Origin of the sequence: Providencia sp. PROV033 (assembly GCF_028484855.1) — a bacterium.
GTDB classification, from domain to species: Bacteria; Pseudomonadota; Gammaproteobacteria; order Enterobacterales; family Enterobacteriaceae; genus Providencia; species Providencia alcalifaciens.
In genome coordinates this window covers 1-19,846 of the sequence record NZ_JAMPSW010000024.1, presented here as the reverse complement: position 1 = coordinate 19,846, position 19,846 = coordinate 1, and the positions used below count along the sequence as shown (strand labels likewise).

The window sequence follows — 19,846 nt, the reverse complement described above, 5'->3', positions numbered from 1 at the left end:
ATACGCCATATTTTTCAAACTATTTTCATTGTCTTTGTTTTTATAGGTGCGCAGTTAATGAAAAGCATGAAACTAAATCTAATTACAAAATTAATGCTTTTAATGTTAACGCCAATGGTTGCACTCTCTGAAGAAGCCGTTGATTTTAACACCGACTTCATTGATTCTGACGGTAAGGAAAACGTCGATTTCAGTAAATTTTCTCACGCCAATTATGTCCCACCTGGAGACTACTCTTTAGCGATTGAAGTCAACCGCGCTAAAGTTTCTATGGAACAACCTATCACATTTTTTAATCCTAATTACGACGATAAAATTTCATTGGCATGTGTTACCCCTGAAATTTATGCGCTATTGGGATTAAAAAAGGAATGGGATAGCCAAGTCAAATGGCTAGATGATGGAAAATGTTTGGATATTCGTTCTGTTCCCGATATGACAATTCAAGGGGATTTGGCGAAGAACGTTGTAGAGTTCAATATTCCTCAGGCCTACATGGAGTATTCAGACCCTGATTGGGACCCACCATCACGTTGGGATGACGGGATTATGGGCGCATTTATTGACTATAACGCGACAGGACGCGTTGTTAATAAACAAACCGGCGATAAAGGAGCGAAATCAGGTCTGACGGCCACGGGGACTATGGGGGCAAACATCGGAGCATGGCGTTTGCGTGCTGACTGGCAGACACAAAATGGTGAGCTGAATAAAGGCAGTAAATCATGGTCTTGGAACCAGTTATATGCGTATAGAGCCATTCGCTCGATGAGTGCTCGCCTGACATTAGGTGAACAATATTTAACATCAAATCTGTTTGATAGTATTCGTTTTATTGGTGCAACTCTCGAAACCAATGAAGCTATGCTACCACCTCGTTTACAAGGCTATGCTCCTGAAATTTCTGGTGTTGCAAAAACGAATGCGACAGTCATAGTTAAACAGGATGGTCGTATTATTTATCAAACAGAAGTCAGTCCTGGTCCATTCCGTATTCAAGATGTGAACTCATTCGGTGGCGGTACACTGGACGTGTCTATCCAAGAACAAGATGGCACGACAACAAATTACCGTGTTGAAACTTCTCGACTGGGTACGTTAACTCGTCCAGGACAGTTGATTTACCAATTTGTGATGGGTAAACCAACGAAAGATGACCATAACACTCAAGGCCCTGCATTCAGTATGGGGTCGCTGTCTTGGGGTGCGACGAATAACACCACTGTTTATGGCGGTTTGTTGGCATCATCCGAATATCAAAACATCGCATTTGGTTTGGGACGTGACTTTGCGCCATTTGGTGTGTTATCTGGAAACATCAATATTTCACACGCGCAAATGGGTCGATTGGATGACAATGAAACGTTGACGGGGAATTCCTATAACCTGACGTATTCAAAACAATTCGACGAAATTAATAGTCAGATTACCTTCGCGGGTTATCGATTCTCTGAAAGAAACTATATGTCGATGAGTCAATTTGTTGACCGTCGTTATAAAGGGGATAAGGTCGATAGCGGTAAAGAGCTTTATACCATTATTTTTGGTACCGCATTCCCTGATTACAACGCGAATATGTATTTGAACTATTCACACCAAACTTATTGGAATAGAGCGTCTACAAACCAGTACAACTTTACGCTATCGAACTATTTTGATATTGGCAAAATTAAAAATGTCAGCCTGAGTGTGACGGCATATAAAACGAAATCACGCGATAGCGATGATGACGGTATTTATTTAAATCTGATGATCCCATTGGATAAAAATGAATCAAGTATTAGCTATTCCGGCTCGTATGCAGGGGGTAATAATACCAATAACGTTAACTACTATAGTCGAATTGATAATCGCTCTTCTTACTCGGTTTCTGCGGGTAACTGGGATAAAGACAAGTTAACGACAGCTGGTACCTATAGTTATGATGGTGATAGAAGCCAATTAAACCTCAGCGGAACTTATATTCAAGATAATCAAACAACCGTCTCGATGCAGTTAAAAGGCGGAATGACCATGACAGGCGAAGGCGGGGCATTACACCGTAATAATTCAATTAAAGGCGGATCAAGAATATTAGTCGATACTAATGGTGTCGCGGATGTACCCATCTTAAATGGTGTTACACCCGTCGGGACTAACCGCTACGGTAAAGCGGTGATCACGAGTGTGATGGACTATAACCGTAATAACTTAAATATCGATCTGAAAAATGTGCCAGATAATGCCGAAGCATTGCAATCGACACAATATGCAACGTTGACTGAAGGTGCGATTGGATATCGTAAGTTTAATGTCATTACGGGGCAAAAAGTAATGGGAATTATCAGCTTAGCTGATGGGGACTACCCACCGTTTGGGGCTTCAGTCAAAAATGCGAAAAAAATAGAAGTGGGAATTATTTCTGATAAAGGTTTTGTTTATTTAGCGGGTGTTAATCCATCAGAGTCTCTTGATGTGGTATGGGGTGATGATGCTTCATGTCATATTCAATTGCCTGAAAAATTAGATAACAACATGGAACATAATGTTTTATTACCATGTAAATAATTATAAATAAATTTTTAACGTCAACGGTGAAAATATGAATTTATTAAATAAACGTAATGCGGTAGCAGTGTTAAGTGCCTCATTACTCGCTCAGTCAGCCTATGCGGCAATTGCAATTGATAGAACTCGTGTCATTTATAACGAGGGCGATAAGTCGGTGAGCGTAGGTTTAAGTAATGAACATAAAACCAGCCCATATTTGGCACAAGCATGGATAGAAAACGATAAAGATGAAAAAGTCAATTCACCGTTTATTGTGACTCCGCCAGTGCAGCGACTTGAAGCGGATACAAAAAGCCAAATCAAAATTCAATCGGTTCCGGCTATCGCTAAATTACCTAAAGATCAGGAAAGTGTTTATTACCTGAACGTGAGAGAAATTCCACCTCGTAGCGAAAAAGCCAACGTATTACAAATTGCATTACAGACAAAAATTAAATTGTTCTATCGTCCTGCTGCAATTGCAACTAAAGAAAGAATGGATTCAATTCCTCAGGAAAATGATATCAAACTGGTCAAGCAGGGTAGTGGATATATCGTTAAAAATCCAAGCCCTTATTTCTTATCCATAACTCAATTGAAAAAAGGCAATACGGACGTTAGTAATTTTGAGCCAATTATGGTTCCACCGCGTGGTGAAGCTGGTTTAGGCAAAAACACAGGAGATATCGGGGCATCACCAACCTTAGTTTATCTCAACGATTTTGGCGGTACGATTGACTTGAAATTTAACTGCAGCGCGGTTGAGTGTTCTGTCGTACCTAGAAAATAAGGTCTGCCGCTATGATGTCTATTAAAAATTTAGCCAAGGTATTATTGATATCATCGACTCTTTATACGTCAGGTACCTTTGGATTCTCAGGTTACCTGTATGTGGAAATTAAAGGTGTCGTCTTATCCAAGCCCTGCCAGATTAATAATGGACAAGCCATAGAAGTCGATTTTGGCGATGTCATGACTACGCGTGTTGAAGGTGAAGTGTATAAGCAGCCAATGGACTACACGATTACTTGCAAAGACGGTGTTCAGCCAAAATTGAATATGTATATTGACGGCGTGCCTGCGGTGTTTGACCAGCGGGCGCTTAAAACGAGTGTTGATAATCTTGGCGTACTTTTTAAAGCGGATACCAGTGATTTCCCATTAAAAAGTAAGCGCACGGTTAACTTTGCATCACCCACTAAATTATTTGCGGTGTTAGTGAAGAAAAGTGGCGCAGATCTCCCAGCGAAAGCCTTTACCGCCAACGCAACACTCAAAGTCGAATATCAATAAGGGTGATAAACATGCGGGACATTTATAAGCTCATTGGGATGTTTTTACTGTTTATCATCTTCCCTTTCTCTTCAGTGGCGAAAGACAATGAAACAGACATTCTGATTAAAGGTAATTTAGTTACCCCTCCACCGTGCCATATTGATAACGGCAAAGATATTGAAGTGGATTTTGGTAACGTCTCCATTAAGTCTATTCAAGGTAATGCTCAAAAAAGGCAAGTAAATTACCAAATTCAATGTGAAGAAAATAAGAATAACTGGGCCATGTATTTAATGTTGAATGGCGCCAAAAGTACATTTGATATCAATGGATTAAATGCAGGAATTCCTAACCTTGCTGTTAAGTTTCAGCTGGGCGATCAAACATTAGATTTAGGTAAAAAATATTTAATCAACCCAAGTAACCCTGGTGTACTTTGGGCGGTATTGGTCCGAGATGGCAATAAGGAACTCAAAACAGGTGACTTTATTGCAAACGGAACCTTGCTTGTGGAGTACCAATAATGAATAAAAAAATACGTTTTGGAATTTTATTTGTCTTACTGGGAAACCTTGTTGCGATGGGAACGTATCCTGTGCAGGCTGCACAGAATAATATGAAAATTAAAGGGACGTTAGTGAATTCTCCTTGCGTAGTCTTACCTGAAAATTCAAAGGTTGAAGTCGACTATGGGGATATCCGACTTTTGGACATCTACGAGCCTGGATTTCAATTTCCCAATGAGCAATTCACGTTAGTACTGTCTGATTGTGATCTGACGATTGCACAAAAAATGAAAGTGAAATTTTCAGGAACTGAAAACTTACAGTTACCCGGTTCTCTCGCGTTGACAGGCAGTGATTTAAATCCAGGCTTAGGGATTTTTATCGAGCTATCGGATGGCACTCCGATGAAAATTAACCAATTTTCATCGCTAATGCCAATCAGTAAAGCGGGGAAAAATGAATTACAGTTTAATTCATTTATTAAAGCAACATCTGATGTTGTGAATAATAAGCAAGTGAAGGTGGGTAAAATCTCCGCCACTGCAACATTTATATTTGAATATGAATAATTTTATTATCAAAGTGTATTGCTTTGATTTATTTTGGTTTTATTAAATATATAAAGAGAGCTGAAATGGGAAAACGAATTCAAAGGTTATTATTAATACCGTTGCTTTTTATAAGTTCGCTTGGCTATGGATCGACTTATTTTTCGTATGTTGAAGATATTGTTAATTCAGGTAGTAGCCACACTTATTATTACCAATTTGATTATTGGAAAGCGAATTCTCCTACGGAACCAAATCCGTGTGTTGCTGTTTTAGGCTCCGCAGGTTCTCGAAATTGTTATTTTACGATTAACCATCTACATAAAGCACCGAATATTGGGGGGGCTGGGTCTCGTAAGGACTGGGAATGCGCTATAAATTTTGCGACTTACCCGACGATGGCATCGATTATCGATGCTGCGCAAAACCAATGTGGTCTGAGTTTTCCTAAAAAAGGAGAAACCCGTCACTCAGGTTCTATTACCGCAGATGAGTGTGTTGGGATCTTTTTAGACACAAACCGCACCAGTAGCTCAGCAAAAATGTTACCCGGTGGAATTTGTGGCATTGCACCGCCACCAGCAGGTAAATGTTATTTCAACTATGTTGCCAATAACCGGCTCGAATTAGACCATGGATCGTTAAATGCAGGTGATCTGAATGGGAATACTCAACGCGGGTTCTTCTCTATTGTTTGCAACCAAAACATGCGAGTAAAAGTGTCTTCAAATATGTTGCAGGAATATGTGCCTTTACGTTCGAATGGCGAATTAATGTCGCGAGTGACATTGAACGATCAGCCTGCATGGTTTGGTACTATTATCAATGCAAGAGCAAACACGAATGAACTTGTAACTGTGGAATCCGTGTTGAAAACAAATGGTACGGTTGCACCAGGGAATTTTAGTGGTGTGTTGACTCTGGTTATGACTATTCCATGATGTAAAGAAACAAGAATTTTGTATTCGTCATTTTCCCATGTTGACGGTTTTGCCTACTTAAACGTAATTGTTGGTAGGCTTTTTTTATTCTATTTTTTATTTATTAGAAATAGTAGTTATTCAATATAATACTTATTAGGTATTTTGATTGTCTAATTCTATTCTTACTCTGCAGAGCAAGTAAAAGCGGAATAAGCTTCATCTTTTAAAATATAAATATTATCTTCCATTTTATTAACATTTACATAATATTTTATTTTATCTTTTTCTAATTGTATAAAATTAGAAAATACGTCATTAGGGGTGTTATCAGAATTTGTAACAGATGAGGAATTCATTATCACTGCATAATTACCCTTTTTATCTACAGGGGTATAAGAGAAATAAACAGCACGATCTAGTCGATAAATAGTTTCTTGATTTTTTATATAACCATAAAAATTCATTCTCCCATTATGATTGTCTGAAATCTGTAGAGACATTTTAGATTTGAGAATAATACCTTCAGGAGTACTATTTTCTTTTATCCATACTATTTCAGAATGGCAAAGTTTTATATCTTCTTTCTCTTTTTCGAATGTTAAATATGAGATAGGGGCAATAACTGCAGCTAAAGCCGCAGTAATAAGATACTTTTTCATTTAAATTCTCTGATCGTTAATAGAAACACAGTCAAAATGATTATTTTTTTCTTTGCAGATACTTATTGCTGCATTCTTATCAAATGAATAAGATGCATTTACGTCAGATAGAAAAATAATTCTTTTGGGCTCATCACAAGAGATATTATATTTATCTAGCTTTTTATTAATAAACTCTAGATTAGTTTTAATAGCTTGTTCATTCAGGTTTATAGGTGATTGAAATACACAGCTATCTCGAACTCCGAAAGTTGTATAACTATTTTTAACTGCTCCTTGGTTGGTTAACTTATTGATAAATAAATAAAATAATGATATCGCCACTAGTGGTAATATCATAAAAAATAATATTTTTTTCTTTTTATGACTGTTTTTTACAGTATTCTCTTCTAAAGAATCAATAGGTTTTATATTTAAATCATTAGTAATATTACTGAATGGAGTTTGAAATGACATTGTTCCATGAATATTATCAGAAATAGGAATATCTATAGCTTCATCGGGTTGATGGGCTAATAATTTCTTAGATGGTGTAGTGAGCATTTCTGTAATCTGATAATTATCAGAGGTGATAATTTCATTAGATACAATTAGCTTATTGTCATTATCCATTGCAATACTGGAAAGGTGGCTATCAATTCTAAATCCTTTTTTGGGAACTGTTACAATTGTTTTTGGATCAATACCAACCAGCTCAAGCTTTTTTCTGATTTCACTGATATAAGTATTTAAATTATTATTAGAGCCAACAAGGCCATATTCTTCCCAAACATTTGTAAGAAGTTCATCACGAGTTGCAATTCCTTTTTTTAGATTTAATAAAAGGATTTCACCAAATAAACGAGCGGCGGGTTTAGATAATTCAATATGTTGATCTGGATCATCTTTTAGAAAAATACGGCTTGTTCTTTGCTCAAAAATAAATTTGTTATCGATTGTATAATCATGTTTTTCAATCATAGTTACCATCAGCTCTCTGAAATTCAAATAATTCAATAGCTAAGCCACTCATTAATTATTAGCTTAATGTAACTTAAGTGAAATTTATATTGGGGATTTATAGATTTTATTAATTTAATTATGAGTATAGTCTAAATAGGGATTTGAATAACTTCAAGTATTCGGTGATGAGCTTTTTTGCAATAAATTAGCAAAAATATTGATTTGAATATGAAGATGGAGCTATTAACTAAATTAAACAATAATTTTAGATTATTGTTATAAATAAATTCATTTTTTGTGTTACATCGACAGATAAAACTAAATTTTTTAGAAAGTTAGGCAGGGTTATTTATAAGAATAATCCTAAGTGATTTCGCTTAATTTTATTTATAAATTAGTTTAATGAATAAAACAATTTATTTTTTTTGATTATAAGGCAAGAAAGTAAATTCTTGCCTTATATAATTAAGTACTAGTATTTGTATTCAATTCCTAACCAATAGTTACGACCTTCCTCTATATAGCCATCGGTATATTCATAGGATTTGTCGAACAGATTGTTGATTGAGCTATTCACTGAGAGCCCATGCCCTAAGTCATAGTCTACGCGCAGATCTGTTTTGGCAAACCCGCGCACTTTGTCTTCACTATCTACATAGTTGAATGCCCAGCTTCTAGCTTCTTCTGTAATGGTGATGCTCATTGGTTGATAAGGTGTAAATTTTACCCATGCAAAGGCTTTATGGGTTGGCAATTCAGCCACATGGCGGACGCTGTAATGCTGAGGATCAGCATGGATGTAACTGTAGTTTATGCCCGCCTCCATCCAATCCGTAATTTGCCCAGTAGTGCCTATATCTGCGCCGACATAATTCACTTTACCGCTGTTACGGTTTTGCAGCAGTGTGCCGCCTTTTTTATTCTCGCCCACATGGTGCGCCATAATGGCATCCGAAACGTGGTTATAGTAGGTACTCGCCGTGTAGCTCCACACAGGAGTGAAATGCCCTTTATAGGTTAAATCAAAGGTGAGTGCGCGCTCTGCATCCAAATGTGGGTTAATGAGGAATGAATCGTCATTCTTCATTTTGTTTTCGGTGTAGCGTTCTTTTTGTGTCGGGAAACGACTTCGTTCTGATACGGAGAACTGAACGGTATCTTCATTTTCGAGATGGTAACGCGCCATCATTTCCCAATTAAAGGCATGCTGGTTATTATTGTCATAGTGCTGAACACCTTCCATTGCCCCTGTTTTTTTGTTGTAGATGTAGCGCTTACCATCATCACTATCACGCCAGTCATAACCAATACCACCGATAATATCGAGCTTATCCGTAGCAACTCATTGATATTCGGTAGAAACTGACCAAGTTTGGTCTTTATAACGGTCAAAAGGATTGGTTTTATTGCTACGAGAGCGGTGAACATCTTCTTTCCAGTGAGCGGCAAATGACAGCATATCTAATTCGCGTACAGTAAAGTCAGCGCGTAAATCGGCACCATTGCTGTAGTCATCATAGCGGCTATAGTTGTAATTGCCTTTTTGATAATCTTTTACGGATTTATATTGGTGCAGTGTATTTTTGAATGAGTCGTGGTAAATACGGCTTTGTAGTGCAATATTATCGGTGACCTGTGTGGTGCCATTAAAGTAGATGCTCTCTTTATCATAGGCTGGCCATTGCCAGATTTGTTGTTTATCTGAGTTGGCATTTGGCGCGCTATTTTTGTCGCCATCTTGTTTAATGTAAGTGACGACATACTCATCGGCTTCGCGTGGTGTCCAACCCATTTTCAGCATTAAACGCTTATCATCAGTAGCCGAGTTAGTACGGCGCCCATGAGTACCGGCATAAGGGTTATTATCATCAGAACTTGGTAACCCCATAAAGCGTTGCTTATATTGACTACCACTAACTTGAATAAAGCCTAAGTCATTACGAGCACCAAGACGAGCACTGACGTTATGAGCATTGTCCGCACCTCGAGCAAAACCTTGATTAACGCTTAAGTTAGCTTCAAACGGCTTTTTCGGAGTTGCGGTCGTTAAGTTGATTGCGCCGCCCATTAAGTTAGGACCTTGCAGTAGGGATGTATAGCCAGTAGAGAGTTCTACACTGGCGAGTTCGCTGGTCATAAAGCGCCCAAGATCGAGCGTACCATCATAAGGCACATAGGTTGGAATACCATCGAAGAAAACGGGGACTTGGCGGCTGTCAAAACCGCGTACATTCACTTGGGTTTCATTACGGTTACCGGATTTTTGAATGGCTACACCAGGGAGCGTACTGAGTGCTTGTGCGACGTTAGTTTTATTAAGCTGCTTCATTTGTGATTCAGTGATCACATTAGCATCTGCGGCAAGTGGGGTACTCCACACTGACATAACGTCATGGCTGGTTTCAGTTTGCGATTTTTTAGGTGCACTTTCGGTGTTGTTTACTGCTGCTTGCCCGTGTGCTGCGAATAATGCCATTCCTATTAAATAGGTAATTTTTTTTATTTTCATTATTGATTTCCAGTTAGTTTTTATTGCGATGAATTTCGATATATATATAAATATATAGCGATAGGCGTCGCATTTGCCATAAAACAGCATCCCGCGGCTAACCGCAGGACAAGGTTTTAAATCTGTTATTCAGTACGTTTAAGATTTAAATATCTGTACTTTGATATCTCTCGGGTTTGCGTAGTAGGGCGCTGAGGTGACTAATAAAGGGACACCTGTTTGGGCAAAACGCTCGATAGTTTGTAGGTTAACGCCTCCGGCAATGGATAAGCGGCTATGGGATTGGGTATCAACCACTTTGCGCTGTAATTGCTGTATCTGTTCTGCCGGTAGCTTATCAAGCTGCACAATATCGGCTTTGGCATCAATGGCGAGTAAGGCTTGGTCATAGTCATCGGCTTCGACGATAATCTGTTTTTCAGGTGCAGCGGTTCGCAGTGTATGAATATGAGCTTGCCAATCATGAGGATCAGCTAAGCAATTGCGATGGTTGGTGAACAGTAAAACAGTTTCAGCGCTTCCTGCACGATGGATGATCCCGCCACCAGCAAGAATGGCCGTCAGAGCGAGTGGCTTCGTATTGGGAATAGTTTTCCGCGTGCAAGCCAGTTGCCCATTGGGCTGATATTTTTTTAATAGGGTAACCATCTGGTAGGTGTAGTGACTGACACCGCCACACCATTCCAACACATTCTGTACAGCTTTCCAGCCTTGATGCAATGCCTCTACTGAGCCTGAGGCGCTGATTACGCAGCTTTGTGGCTCCACGATATCTCCATCACGACAGTGACATTCGCTGGTAATGCCTAATTTACTTAGCATGCGTTGAGCGATAGCCAATCCACTGATACAGCCTCCTAATTTGGAGGTGAATGTCATGGAACCTTGCTGATGATCAAGTCCGAGAGCACGGCTAGTTAAATCCCCGTACTGAATATCATCGAGGAGCAGCTGGTCAATAAGGGCATCAGGTATATAGATCATAATGTGAGGTCCGCTTCATCCACGACATCCCATGACACCATTGCCCAGCTTCGGGATGGGAATGGCAGTGTTTTGCCCTCTGCGGTTTGTTTATTGTAATAGGCGTGCAGTTTTTCTTTTTCTTCGGCAGTGAGATCTTTGAGTGACCAGTTTATGCTATCAATGAATGCTTCTGCGCTGTCAAATCCGCCAGCATTATGACTGTTAATAAAGTCGACACGAGCATGAATTCCCATTTGATGAAGGATATTGACCGCATAGATATACGTTGGCAGGCTAACAACCTCACGCCCAATTTCACGGATAATTTTTTCATCTATAAAGGTTGGGTTTACGGTATGAGTGGTATAGACGCGTAAGTTAGTCTGGCGATTCAGCTTTAAGAGCGCCGCTTTTAAATCATCTACAAGGGTAGAACGGGATGCGACGGAGATATCGGCTTTTGGTAATTCGTCCCAGCTATCCTCCCATGCTAGTGGTTTAAATTGGGCATTGGTGATGTTCATTTCTTTGGCTCGGATATTCGCCATCTCTAGCATGCCGGAACTGTAATCGATACCTGTAACGGATTGAAATTGGTTTGCGAGATATAGGCTAATGGAACCCGGTCCACACCCGACATCCAGCAATGTATTGGCGCCCGTAAAATCCATTAATTGGCGAAAGCGAATTAAGTATGGATCATTCGGGTTGGCACAGTTTTGTGCCATTTGTTGGGCTTTTTTATCCCAATGTTCAGGTTCTTTACGTGAACGTTGAGCCTGTTGCATGTGCTGCTGGTACATCTGTGCAAAATCGAGTTGGTGAATAAGCATAATCCCTGACCTTAACAAGTAAAATTGAGTGGAAGCTGAAAATGAGCCGTAATGCTCGGCGCATCAATATTATAGAGTTCTGCCAAGTTAGTGAGCGTTAACATACTTTGAGTAGAGCCTTGCCGCGCTTGATGGTGCTTATCTAACAAAATGACATGGTCGGCAATGGCAGCCGCATGCTGGGGATGGTGGGTGGACATCAATACGGTGATGCCATGCTGCTTCAACCCTTGGACATGCTGTAACAAGCGGATTTGGTTACCAAAATCGAGACTAGCGGCGGGTTCATCCATAATCAATAACTGCGGTTTTTGGATTAAGGCTCTGGCAATGAGCACGAGCTGTTTTTCTCCGCCACTGAGCGTGCTGTACAAGCGAGTGGCAAGGTGGGCGATACCCAATTTTTGTAATTGCTCGAGAGCATCGGTTTGCTCTTTCTCGCTCGGGACTGAGAATAAGGACAAATGCGGTGTAAGCCCCATCATGACCATATCGACAACAGAAAATGTAAATGGCGTATCGTGTGCTTGTGGTACGTAAGCAATCACTTTCGCTATATCCCGTGGTTTTAACAGGCTGATAGATTTGCCTTGTAAGTGAACATCTCCATGAATCGCAGGAAGCAGCCCTAATAATGTTTTTATTAGGGTGGTTTTACCACAACCATTCGCCCCAAGCAGGCAGGTCATTTCCCCTTCAGGTAAATGCAGATTGATACCTTCGATGATGGCTTGGCGATGATAACCAATCGCGACATTATTTAGGGTTAACATACTCATTTTACTCGCCTTGTTTGCAGCAAAATGGCTAAGAAAAATGGCGCGCCTACTGCCGAGGTTAAAATACCCAAAGGTAGCTCAATGGCTGCTATCGTTCGTGCGAGGGTATCGGTGATGAGGAGTAATATCGCCCCGATCGCCATTGCTGCAGGAAGTTGATAGCGAAAGTTAGCACCCACTATCATTCGAGTAATATGAGGCACTATTAGTCCTACCCATCCAATAATCCCTGCAATTGACACGGTACTGGCCGTGATCAGTGTTGCGCTGATAATTAAAATGGTTCGATTTAAGGTGACGTTGACCCCTAAACTTTTGGCTTCTTCGTCGGACAAACTGAGCAAATTCATACGCCAGCGCAGCATCAATAAGGGAATAAAACCCACCATCATGACAGGAAGCACGGACCATAAATCTTGTTGAGTAATGGAGGATAACCCACCTAATAACCAGAATGTAATAGACGGGAGTTGAGTGTAGGGATCAGCTAAAATTTTCATTAATGAAATCGCTGAGCCACACATAGCGCTGATCGCGACGCCAACCAATACCAGAGACAAGATAGGGTCATGCTGGCGCGCTAGACGGGCAATCAGATACACCACGGCTACCGTGATGAGCCCACCTATGAAAGCGAACAGCTGAATAGAAACGAGGGATTGCCCTAAAAAAATTCCCAAAACCGCGCCAACACCGGCACCCGCTGAGACCCCTAGAATATCAGGAGACACGAGTGGGTTACGAAACATGCCTTGATATGCCGCGCCTGCAATCGCAAGTCCTCCACCAATAATGATTGCTGCGAAGACACGAGGAAATCGAATTTGCCAAAATACAGTGCTACTGCGTGGGTTATCCACCGGTGATTGAATGAATAGGCGATACAGTTCTTCCAAGGTTAGTGAGTATTTACCATTGGTTAATGCTATCAACGCACAGAGCAGTAAAATGACCAGCAGCAGCAAAGGCTTAGTTTTCGTGTTCAGCCAGCCTGTAGTCATGACATTTCCATCAGCAAATCAACCTGTGGTGAGGTTAATGATGAATGATAAAACAGCTCAAAAAATTGCCTGAGGTCGTGAGTCATGGTTTCTTCAACGGCATTGTCGAAGTGGCTCTGTAAGCGTCTCATACCCAGTAAACGATTGATGCCCGGTGGTCCGTCTAACCAACCAAATGGCATGCCAGTGAATACCAATAGGTTGTTTGATTTTATGGCACTGAGCCCTGCCCACAGAGGGGAATGAGTAAGGAGTTCAACGGCTTCATCATATTGGGTAATGATAATGTCAGGCTCCCATTGGTACAGTTGTTCCATGGAAACATCGGTTAAACCGTAGAATCCTTCAATATCCACGACATTACGAAAACCCAACATTTCAATCGCTTCGGTATGAATCGAGCCCTTTGTACCTGTTTGTAATCCTTTCGCACCTCTTGCGAGGTAAAAACTGCGGGGGTTTTGTTGTTGGGTCAGTGCAAATTGTTGCGCATTGCTAAGATAGCGTTCTGCGATCATACTCAGTTTTTCAGCCTGTTGATTTACATTCAATAGGCGACCGAGTTGGCGCAGTTGTTGTGGCGCATCAAGAAGCTTGCCATCCATCAGTAGATAAGGGATCCCCGTTTGTTTGGCGACTTTTTCTGCTTGAGAACGGTAAGTATCATCCAGATTGCCTGTATCGAGGATCAAATCAGGATGAAAAGCCAATAACTGCTCAAGGGACAATGTGCTACCCCGCCCAGCAAGGCGTCCATAAACGGGTAAGTTCATCCATTGGGGCGCAAACAAATCGCTATTGCCTTTTTTTAGCGAAATCGAGGCGAAACCCACCATTTTTTCAGGGGCAAGGGCAAACATCAGTAAATCTGCGGGCGGTCCCGCCGTGATCACTTTTTGAATATTTTCATGGGAAGGTAAATGACCAAATAATGCCTCTGCGACAGGGCTACGGCTAAATGCAGGTAAACTATAGAATGCCGTGAGGACCGCGCAGGATTGGAGAAAATGTCGTCTATTCATTGCCATAATTAGTATCGTTATACTTATATTTATATAGCGCGAAAATTAGCGAAGTCAGGCAAGAGAGTCAACAGTAAAAATGCGATACGGCTGAAAAGTCGACGTTTCTGTGATTTAAAGCAATAACAAGGATTGCTATCCATAGGCAGATCGCAGAACATAATGAAATATAAAGGCGTATTATAGATATATGGGATATATGAAGAATAAAAGACCCTCTTTGCAAGATGTAGCCGACCGCGTCGGTATCACGAAAATGACGGTGAGTCGCTTTCTACGTAATCCTGAGCAAGTTTCAGAGTCGTTGCGTGGGAAAATTGCGAATGCAGTTGAGGAGTTAGGCTATATTCCAAATAAAGCACCAGACATTTTATCGAACGCCACAAGCCATGCCATTGGTGTCCTACTTCCATCTTTAACTAACCAAGTTTTTGCTGAAGTGATTCGCGGTATTGAAACTGTGACGGATCGCTATGGTTATCAAACCATGTTGGCGCACTATGGCTATCGGGCGGAAAAAGAGGAAGAGCGTTTAACATCTCTACTTTCTTATAATATTGACGGCGTTATTCTTGCCGAACGTACTCATACTGCCCGTACTCAACGCATGCTAAAAACAGCAGGTATCCCCGTTGTTGAAATCATGGACAGTATTTCGCCTTGTTTTGATATTGCGGTGGGAATCGACAACTTTGAAGCTTCTCGTCAAATGACCGAAGCAATGATTGCACGCGGTTGCCGTAAAGTCGTTTATTTAGGCGCTCGGCAGGATGAGCGAACAATTATCCGTTTGCAAGGCTATGAAAAAGCGATGCTTGATGCCAAGCTTACCCCGCGTAATTTGATGACCCAAGAAAGCTCCTCATATTCCCTTGGTGCACAATTGCTTCAAGAGTGCCGCGTGAAATATCCTGATGCGGATGGCTTATTCTGTACCAATGATGACTTAGCGATCGGTGCCATTTTTGAATGCCAGCGTTTAGGGATCAACGTGCCTACCGATTTAGCAATATCGGGTTTCCACGGACATGATGTGGGGCAGGTGATGACCCCTAAACTGGCGAGTATTTTAACACCCCGAGAGCTGATGGGGCGCAAGGCTGCGGAAGTGTTGTTATCCAGAATGCGTGGAGAGAAATTACCGCAGAAAAAATTCGATGTTGGTTTTAAGTTACTAACTGGTGAAAGTATCTAGTAAGGTTGCATCGAGTCAGCAAAATATTATTGCGATTATCATCACAGTTCCGTCGTTTTCTTCGCCTATCTAATTGCTAAATAAATATCCACTGGCAATAATGTTACCCGTAACCTGTTACCGGTAACATCTTTGGTAGCTCAAGGCTAAGAGCCTAAATCAAATTTAAAATCTAGAATTAAGTCACCTTTTTTCAACACCCGAGGAGTTTCCTATGAGTGATACCCAGAATCAAAACTACTCATTTGTCTTAATGGGGGTATCGGGTAGCGGCAAATCAGCAGTAGCGAGTGGCGTTGCTCAGCAGTTAAACGCGGCTTTTTTAGACGGGGACTTTTTGCACCCGAAATCCAATATCATGAAAATGGCATCAGGACAGGCTTTGAATGATGATGACCGTCGTCCTTGGTTAGAAGCTCTTAACAGTGCTATTTTTGCAATGCAAAGAACGAATCAAGTCTCGTTAGTTGTTTGCTCAGCATTGAAAAAAAGTTATCGCGATATTCTGCGCCAAGATAATAAAAATCTATATTTTATTTATCTAAAAGGAGATGCAGTCGTTATTGAAGAACGTTTAAAAGCACGTCGTGGTCATTTCTTTAAACCTGAAATGTTGAAATCACAATTTGAAACGTTACAAGAACCTGACGCGCAAGAAACTGATGCTTATGCTGTCGATATTCGTCCTGCCCTCGATGTGGTTATCGATAATACCTGTGCCACTATTCGTCAAATTATGACGGGAGATAAAGCATGAACGCACCTGTAGAAACATTAAGTACCTTAACATTGGTACTGACTGCCGTTGGCTCGGTGGTGTTATTGCTATTTTTAGTCATGTACGCGCGTTTACATGCATTTGTTGCTTTGATGATTGTCTCGATTGGCGCAGGGTTATTCTCTGGAATGCCAGTTCAAGATATTACCGCAACCATGCAAAAAGGAATGGCAGGAACGCTTGGATTTCTCGCAATAGTGGTTGCTCTGGGCGCTATGTTCGGAAAAATTCTGCATGAAACTGGGGCATTAGACCAAGTTGCTCATAAGCTGCTGGATTTATTCGGTGAAAAACGCGCGCACTATGCTGTTGGGATTGCCGGATTAATTTGTGCATTACCGCTATTTTTTGATGTTGCGATCGTGTTATTAATCGGTGTGGTATTTGCCGTCGCAAACCGCACAGGCCATAACGTTGTGCGCTTAGCCATTCCTCTGTTTGCAGGGGTTGCCGCTGCGGCCGCCTTCTTGTTACCGGGACCTACTCCTATGCTGGTGGCTTCGCAAATGGGAGCGGATTACGGTTGGATGATCTTAATCGGTTTATGTGCTGCTATCCCTAGCATGATTTTAGCCGGTCCACTGTTCGGAAGTTTTATTAGCAAGTTTGTTCACATTGATATTCCTGCTGATTACCAAGCACCAAAAGCAGTTGACGGTAAAATGCCAAGCTTTGGATTCAGCTTAAGCCTCGTGTTGTTCCCACTGTTACTGGTTGGATTAAAAACGATTGGTACGCACTTTGTTGAAAAAGGATCTAACTTAGAAAACTGGTTAGAGTTTATTGGTCACCCATTTACTGCCTTATTACTGGCGTGCTTATTGGCAATCTATGGTCTGGGTTTCCGTTACGGTATGGACAAAGAGCGTGTGATGGCAGTGTGTTCTGCGGCAATTCAACCTGCAGGTATCATTCTGTTAGTCACAGGTGCTGGTGGCGTATTTAAACAAGTGCTGGTGGATTCTGGTGTGGGTCCAGCTCTCGGTGATTCACTGATTGGTGCAGGCTTACCTATTGCTGTTGCGTGTTTCGTGTTAGCGGGTGCCGTGCGTGTTATCCAAGGTTCTGCGACAGTCGCGTGTTTAACGACCGTAGGTTTGGTATTACCGGTTATCGGTGAGTTAGGTTATTCCGGTGCTCAACTTGCTGCACTAGCAATTTGTATCTCAGGTGGTTCATTAATCCTGAGCCATGTGAACGACTCTGGTTTCTGGTTATTCGGTAAATTTACGGGGGCGACTGAAGCACAAACCTTGAAAACGTGGACTCTGATGGAAACTATTCTGGGTACCACAGGGGCCGTTGTTGGAATGATTTTCTTCACGTTCTTGTAAGACTCTTTTGGGGAGACAAGATGGAAAGCCCACTTCAGATTCTGAAGTGGGCTTTTTTACGTTATAGCACTGTTTTATTTAATGATATTTTAGGCAAAATGACGTCGTTCATTTTACTTGAGGGTACCGATATTCTATGAGCCTGAGAGGCTTGAGTCGTTAAGGAAATATGCTGAGTAAACAGCGAAGAGAGACCTAAATCATGGGTTGCACAGAAAACAATTGAGTCTTCTAACTTCAGTTCTTTTCTAATGAGATGCATAAAGTTGAGTGCATCTTTTGATGCCATAAAAGCCGTAGCTTCATCTAAAAATATGATCTCTGGTTGCTTGAATAAGGAACTCACTAACATGAGTTTCTGTTTTTCCCCTGTAGAAATAGGAAGATCTGCGATAAGTATATCTTCTAGGGTTTCTTGGCTGATTTTTAATTGGGGGCAGCAAAGCATAATGAGGCGAGCCATAGTTGCATCATCGAAAATTCCATTAAGATTAAAATTATCTCTCAAGGAACCATTAAAATAGGCAGCAACACCCGAGTAGTATGCGATTTTTTGCTGAAAATAGGGGCTGGAAATTTCATTCAATTTAATATTGTTAATCGAGATATCGCCAGAGTAATTTTGAGAAATACCACAAAGCACGTTTATCAGAGATGTTTTCCCGGACCCCGATATACCAGTAATACCAATAAACTCCCCTGCTTTAACTGTCATGTTGAGATTATCAACTCGTTTTTTTTCATCAATATTGAGTGTTAAATTTGTTGTTTGAAAAATATGTGACTTACTGATTTTCAAACCATTTTCTTTAAACCTAGGTGTTAGGTTATTGATGAGTTGATTAATACTGGATCTGATGTGAAATAAATGTGTTTTAACAACAAAACTGCGGTTAATTGCGCCTGTGATGGCTGCTGAAAGTCGTCCATTGATAATTAAAACGGCGATAATGGACGCCAAGCTGAGCATTCCATTTCCTACGGCTAGGTAGCAAGTGATATACATGACCATCATAGACAGAAATGAATTGGTTCTGATGATCTCTGCCCAATGATGATTCGCATCATTTAATTTTAATTTAACGTTCTCATCTTCATGGTTCTTGGTATCGACATATTGATGAAAATTATTTTCATCAAGGAAGCGAAGCTCCTGCTTTTTTTGCTCTAATGAGTAGTACAGAGCTGATTTTTCATAGTTAATGCTATTGGTTCGCAACATGTTTTGATAAGAGCGGAAGCGAACCTGCACACAGATAAACGCAAGGGCAGCATAATAAAAAATAACAAAATAGAATAAAAACCCAGCATACTGATAATGCATAATGAAAATAAAATCGTTAATCCAATATCATAGATAATTTGTGGCTTAAGCTCCCAGACTTGTAGAATAGAAGATTCCGCTGTTCTGACTTTAATTGAAGCACTTTTGCAATTAGAACGCTGCAGCAAATCCAGAAAATAGCGGTTGAAAATACCAATATTAATTTTTATTTCTTGGAGATTTTGTTCATGAATGAAATGTTTAATGAAAAACTCAATTCCAATAATAAAAACAAAAATAAAGCTAATATATAATAATGAGCTAATGGATTCGCTATAAACTAATCGAGAATTAAATAAGTTTGAATATAAAGGGAGTAGTAAAGCGAATAAAATTAAAGGCAAAGAAAATAGGGCAGATTTTGGTGTGAGCTTAACTAATGAGTTAAACATTGAATCTTCAGCTAAATCTTTTGGTATACCGCGAAAGAAAAATAAGTTTTTACTTTCAAGTAATTCTTTCGTGACAATGACATTGTTGGTTAGGTTAGAGAGTATTCCAACCTGATTCTTAATGAGAATGTACTCGCTATCTTTTAGCTCCATGATGAAAAGCTGAGGTAAATTTTCATTTTTTGAGTAAATAATGGATGAATACTGATAAGTAAAAAAATCATTATCAATAAAGTTGTTAATATTCTTTAGAATATTGGATTGCTCATAAGGTTTGTTTTTTAAATTTATTTTTTCTCCAAGTTCATTGAAGTATATAAAAATGATATTC

17 protein-coding genes and 2 pseudogenes are annotated in these 19,846 nt (G+C 40.3%); 9 read left to right on the top strand and 10 right to left on the bottom strand.

Going from position 1 to position 19,846, the window contains the following annotated elements; genetic code table 11:
- The first annotated feature begins 66 nt into the window (after positions 1 to 66).
- The 6 genes from PSF16_RS06330 to PSF16_RS06305 all read left to right on the top strand — a co-directional run bounded on the left by PSF16_RS06330 (position 67) and on the right by PSF16_RS06305 (position 5,799).
- The gene (locus PSF16_RS06330; protein WP_272688978.1) at positions 67 to 2,547 is read left to right on the top strand and encodes a fimbria/pilus outer membrane usher protein; all 2,481 of its coding nucleotides are present in this window, start codon (positions 67 to 69) and stop codon (positions 2,545 to 2,547) included.
- A gap of 34 nt (positions 2,548 to 2,581) precedes the next feature.
- Complete coding sequence (locus PSF16_RS06325; protein WP_006663378.1) at positions 2,582 to 3,319, top strand: fimbria/pilus periplasmic chaperone; 738 nt, start codon at positions 2,582 to 2,584, stop codon at positions 3,317 to 3,319.
- A gap of 11 nt (positions 3,320 to 3,330) precedes the next feature.
- Positions 3,331 to 3,822 (top strand): fimbrial protein, encoded by a 492-nt coding sequence (locus PSF16_RS06320; RefSeq protein WP_006658572.1) that lies wholly within the window; start codon positions 3,331 to 3,333, stop codon positions 3,820 to 3,822.
- Positions 3,823 to 3,833: 11 nt separating this feature from the next.
- A complete protein-coding gene (locus PSF16_RS06315) occupies positions 3,834 to 4,328 on the top strand; it encodes a fimbrial protein (RefSeq protein ID WP_006658571.1) in 495 nt (164 codons plus the stop codon).
- Entirely contained in the window at positions 4,328 to 4,879 is a 552-nt protein-coding gene (locus tag PSF16_RS06310; RefSeq protein ID WP_006658570.1) for a fimbrial protein, read from the top strand. Before PSF16_RS06315 ends, PSF16_RS06310 begins: the two co-directional genes overlap by 1 nt.
- A gap of 65 nt (positions 4,880 to 4,944) precedes the next feature.
- A complete protein-coding gene (locus PSF16_RS06305; protein WP_006663377.1) occupies positions 4,945 to 5,799 on the top strand; it encodes an MrpH family fimbial adhesin in 855 nt (284 codons plus the stop codon).
- 164 nt (positions 5,800 to 5,963) lie between these two features.
- Here PSF16_RS06305 and PSF16_RS06300 read toward each other — a convergent pair whose 3' ends face one another.
- From PSF16_RS06300 to PSF16_RS06265, 8 genes and pseudogenes are all read right to left on the bottom strand, one after another.
- Positions 5,964 to 6,440: a FidL-like protein gene (locus PSF16_RS06300; protein WP_006663376.1), complete on the bottom strand. Its 477-nt coding sequence runs from the start codon at positions 6,438 to 6,440 to the stop codon at positions 5,964 to 5,966.
- On the bottom strand, positions 6,441 to 7,400 hold the full coding sequence (locus PSF16_RS06295; RefSeq protein ID WP_272688977.1) for a winged helix-turn-helix domain-containing protein: 960 nt from the start codon (positions 7,398 to 7,400) through the stop codon (positions 6,441 to 6,443). It lies immediately after the preceding gene.
- A gap of 454 nt (positions 7,401 to 7,854) precedes the next feature.
- A pseudogene (locus tag PSF16_RS06290) lies at positions 7,855 to 9,891 on the bottom strand (TonB-dependent receptor plug domain-containing protein).
- Positions 9,892 to 10,029: 138 nt separating this feature from the next.
- Positions 10,030 to 10,875 carry a ModD protein gene (modD, locus tag PSF16_RS06285; protein WP_272688976.1) on the bottom strand — a complete coding sequence of 282 codons (846 nt, stop codon included), beginning with the start codon at positions 10,873 to 10,875 and terminating at the stop codon, positions 10,030 to 10,032.
- Entirely contained in the window at positions 10,872 to 11,690 is an 819-nt protein-coding gene (locus PSF16_RS06280; protein WP_036968451.1) for a class I SAM-dependent methyltransferase, read from the bottom strand. The genes modD and PSF16_RS06280 overlap by 4 nt, the downstream gene beginning before the upstream one ends.
- An 11-nt stretch (positions 11,691 to 11,701) precedes the next feature.
- A complete protein-coding gene (locus PSF16_RS06275) occupies positions 11,702 to 12,469 on the bottom strand; it encodes an ABC transporter ATP-binding protein (protein WP_006658562.1) in 768 nt (255 codons plus the stop codon).
- Positions 12,466 to 13,470: a FecCD family ABC transporter permease gene (locus tag PSF16_RS06270; protein WP_006663370.1), complete on the bottom strand. Its 1,005-nt coding sequence runs from the start codon at positions 13,468 to 13,470 to the stop codon at positions 12,466 to 12,468. Before PSF16_RS06270 ends, PSF16_RS06275 begins: the two co-directional genes overlap by 4 nt.
- Positions 13,467 to 14,498 (bottom strand): ABC transporter substrate-binding protein, encoded by a 1,032-nt coding sequence (locus tag PSF16_RS06265; RefSeq protein WP_036959862.1) that lies wholly within the window; start codon positions 14,496 to 14,498, stop codon positions 13,467 to 13,469. The genes PSF16_RS06270 and PSF16_RS06265 overlap by 4 nt, the downstream gene beginning before the upstream one ends.
- A 193-nt stretch (positions 14,499 to 14,691) precedes the next feature.
- On the opposite strand from PSF16_RS06265, the gene gntR reads away from it, so the two are divergent.
- The 3 genes from gntR (at position 14,692) to gntU (ending at position 17,799) form a co-directional block, all read left to right on the top strand.
- Positions 14,692 to 15,687, top strand: a complete 996-nt coding sequence (gene gntR / locus PSF16_RS06260; protein ID WP_181480532.1) for a gluconate operon transcriptional repressor GntR — start codon at positions 14,692 to 14,694, stop codon at positions 15,685 to 15,687.
- Between the two features lie 214 nt (positions 15,688 to 15,901).
- Positions 15,902 to 16,444 (top strand): gluconokinase, encoded by a 543-nt coding sequence (gntK, locus tag PSF16_RS06255; RefSeq protein ID WP_006658558.1) that lies wholly within the window; start codon positions 15,902 to 15,904, stop codon positions 16,442 to 16,444.
- Positions 16,441 to 17,799 carry a gluconate transporter gene (gene gntU, locus PSF16_RS06250; RefSeq protein WP_006663367.1) on the top strand — a complete coding sequence of 453 codons (1,359 nt, stop codon included), beginning with the start codon at positions 16,441 to 16,443 and terminating at the stop codon, positions 17,797 to 17,799. The genes gntK and gntU overlap by 4 nt, the downstream gene beginning before the upstream one ends.
- Before the next feature lie 61 nt (positions 17,800 to 17,860).
- On the opposite strand, the gene PSF16_RS06245 is transcribed toward gntU, so the two are convergent.
- Together PSF16_RS06245 and PSF16_RS06240 are read right to left on the bottom strand one after the other, a co-directional pair.
- Positions 17,861 to 19,051 carry an ATP-binding cassette domain-containing protein gene (locus PSF16_RS06245; protein WP_272688975.1) on the bottom strand — a complete coding sequence of 397 codons (1,191 nt, stop codon included), beginning with the start codon at positions 19,049 to 19,051 and terminating at the stop codon, positions 17,861 to 17,863.
- A pseudogene (locus PSF16_RS06240) lies at positions 18,967 to 19,846 on the bottom strand (ATP-binding cassette domain-containing protein); the annotation flags it as partial. The pseudogene PSF16_RS06240 and the gene PSF16_RS06245, both read right to left, overlap by 85 nt.

What these genes read in the sequence shown, in the direction of transcription:
- PSF16_RS06330 (WP_272688978.1), top strand. Translation starts at nt 67, where the DNA reads ATGAAACTAAATCTAATTACAAAATTAATGCTTTTAATGTTAACGCCA.
- PSF16_RS06325 (WP_006663378.1), top strand. Translation starts at nt 2,582, where the DNA reads ATGAATTTATTAAATAAACGTAATGCGGTAGCAGTGTTAAGTGCCTCA.
- PSF16_RS06320 (WP_006658572.1), top strand. Translation starts at nt 3,331, where the DNA reads ATGATGTCTATTAAAAATTTAGCCAAGGTATTATTGATATCATCGACT.
- PSF16_RS06315 (WP_006658571.1), top strand. Translation starts at nt 3,834, where the DNA reads ATGCGGGACATTTATAAGCTCATTGGGATGTTTTTACTGTTTATCATC.
- PSF16_RS06310 (WP_006658570.1), top strand. Translation starts at nt 4,328, where the DNA reads ATGAATAAAAAAATACGTTTTGGAATTTTATTTGTCTTACTGGGAAAC.
- PSF16_RS06305 (WP_006663377.1), top strand. Translation starts at nt 4,945, where the DNA reads ATGGGAAAACGAATTCAAAGGTTATTATTAATACCGTTGCTTTTTATA.
- PSF16_RS06300 (WP_006663376.1), bottom strand. Translation starts at nt 6,440, where the DNA reads ATGAAAAAGTATCTTATTACTGCGGCTTTAGCTGCAGTTATTGCCCCT.
- PSF16_RS06295 (WP_272688977.1), bottom strand. Translation starts at nt 7,400, where the DNA reads ATGATTGAAAAACATGATTATACAATCGATAACAAATTTATTTTTGAG.
- modD (WP_272688976.1), bottom strand. Translation starts at nt 10,875, where the DNA reads ATGATCTATATACCTGATGCCCTTATTGACCAGCTGCTCCTCGATGAT.
- PSF16_RS06280 (WP_036968451.1), bottom strand. Translation starts at nt 11,690, where the DNA reads ATGCTTATTCACCAACTCGATTTTGCACAGATGTACCAGCAGCACATG.
- PSF16_RS06275 (WP_006658562.1), bottom strand. Translation starts at nt 12,469, where the DNA reads ATGAGTATGTTAACCCTAAATAATGTCGCGATTGGTTATCATCGCCAA.
- PSF16_RS06270 (WP_006663370.1), bottom strand. Translation starts at nt 13,470, where the DNA reads ATGACTACAGGCTGGCTGAACACGAAAACTAAGCCTTTGCTGCTGCTG.
- PSF16_RS06265 (WP_036959862.1), bottom strand. Translation starts at nt 14,498, where the DNA reads ATGGCAATGAATAGACGACATTTTCTCCAATCCTGCGCGGTCCTCACG.
- gntR (WP_181480532.1), top strand. Translation starts at nt 14,692, where the DNA reads ATGAAGAATAAAAGACCCTCTTTGCAAGATGTAGCCGACCGCGTCGGT.
- gntK (WP_006658558.1), top strand. Translation starts at nt 15,902, where the DNA reads ATGAGTGATACCCAGAATCAAAACTACTCATTTGTCTTAATGGGGGTA.
- gntU (WP_006663367.1), top strand. Translation starts at nt 16,441, where the DNA reads ATGAACGCACCTGTAGAAACATTAAGTACCTTAACATTGGTACTGACT.